Below are 1,399 nucleotides of genomic sequence, written 5' to 3' on the forward strand. Positions count from 1 at the left end.
CTGAGGACAAGCCCTCGGCCTATTAGTACCAGTCAACTCCACCCGTTACCAGGCTTCCATATCTGGCCTATCAACCCAGTCGTCTACTGGGAGCCTTACCCCATCAAGTGGGAGGGAGCCCTCATCTCGAAGCAGGCTTCCCGCTTAGATGCTTTCAGCGGTTATCCTTTCCGAACGTAGCCAACCAGCCATGCCCTTGGCAGGACAACTGGCACACCAGAGGTTCGTCCGTCCCGGTCCTCTCGTACTAGGGACAGCCCTTCTCAAGACTCCTACGCGCACAGCGGATAGGGACCGAACTGTCTCACGACGTTCTAAACCCAGCTCGCGTACCGCTTTAATGGGCGAACAGCCCAACCCTTGGGACCGACTCCAGCCCCAGGATGCGACGAGCCGACATCGAGGTGCCAAACCATCCCGTCGATATGGACTCTTGGGGAAGATCAGCCTGTTATCCCCGGGGTACCTTTTATCCGTTGAGCGACGGCGCTTCCACAAGCCACCGCCGGATCACTAGTCCCTACTTTCGTACCTGCTCGACCCGTCAGTCTCACAGTCAAGCTCCCTTGTGCACTTACACTCAACACCTGATTGCCAACCAGGCTGAGGGAACCTTTGGGCGCCTCCGTTACTCTTTAGGAGGCAACCGCCCCAGTTAAACTACCCACCAGACACTGTCCCTGATCCGGATCACGGACCCAGGTTAGACATCCAGCACGACCAGAGTGGTATTTCAACAACGACTCCCCCTGAACTGGCGTCCAAGGTTCACAGTCTCCCACCTATCCTACACAAGCCGAACCGAACACCAATATCAAGCTATAGTAAAGGTCCCGGGGTCTTTCCGTCCTGCTGCGCGAAACGAGCATCTTTACTCGTAGTGCAATTTCACCGGGCCTATGGTTGAGACAGTCGAGAAGTCGTTACGCCATTCGTGCAGGTCGGAACTTACCCGACAAGGAATTTCGCTACCTTAGGATGGTTATAGTTACCACCGCCGTTTACTGGCGCTTAAGTTCTCAGCTTCGCCCCACCGAAATGGAGCTAACCGGTCCCCTTAACGTTCCAGCACCGGGCAGGCGTCAGTCCGTATACATCGCCTTACGGCTTCGCACGGACCTGTGTTTTTAGTAAACAGTCGCTTCTCGCTGGTCTCTGCGGCCACCACCAGCTCAGAGTGCAAGACTCATCACCAGCAATGGCCCCCCTTCTCCCGAAGTTACGGGGGCATTTTGCCGAGTTCCTTAACCATAGTTCACCCGAACGCCTCGGTATTCTCTACCTGACCACCTGAGTCGGTTTAGGGTACGGGCCGCCATGAAACTCGCTAGAGGCTTTTCTCGACAGCATAGGATCATCCACTTCACCACAATCGGCTCGGCATCAGGTCTCACCCTCA

1 other annotated feature (cut by a window edge) is annotated in these 1,399 nt (G+C 55.8%).

Going from position 1 to position 1,399, the window contains the following annotated elements:
- Window position 1: 1 nt before the first annotated feature.
- Window positions 2–1,399 (reverse strand) — a sequence feature (mutual gap in cmsearch alignment for this rRNA model is longer than 100); it runs 1,452 nt beyond the window's last position.

This window comes from Streptomyces sp. NPDC045470, from assembly GCF_040646595.1.
Lineage (GTDB): Bacteria > Actinomycetota > Actinomycetes > Streptomycetales > Streptomycetaceae > Streptomyces.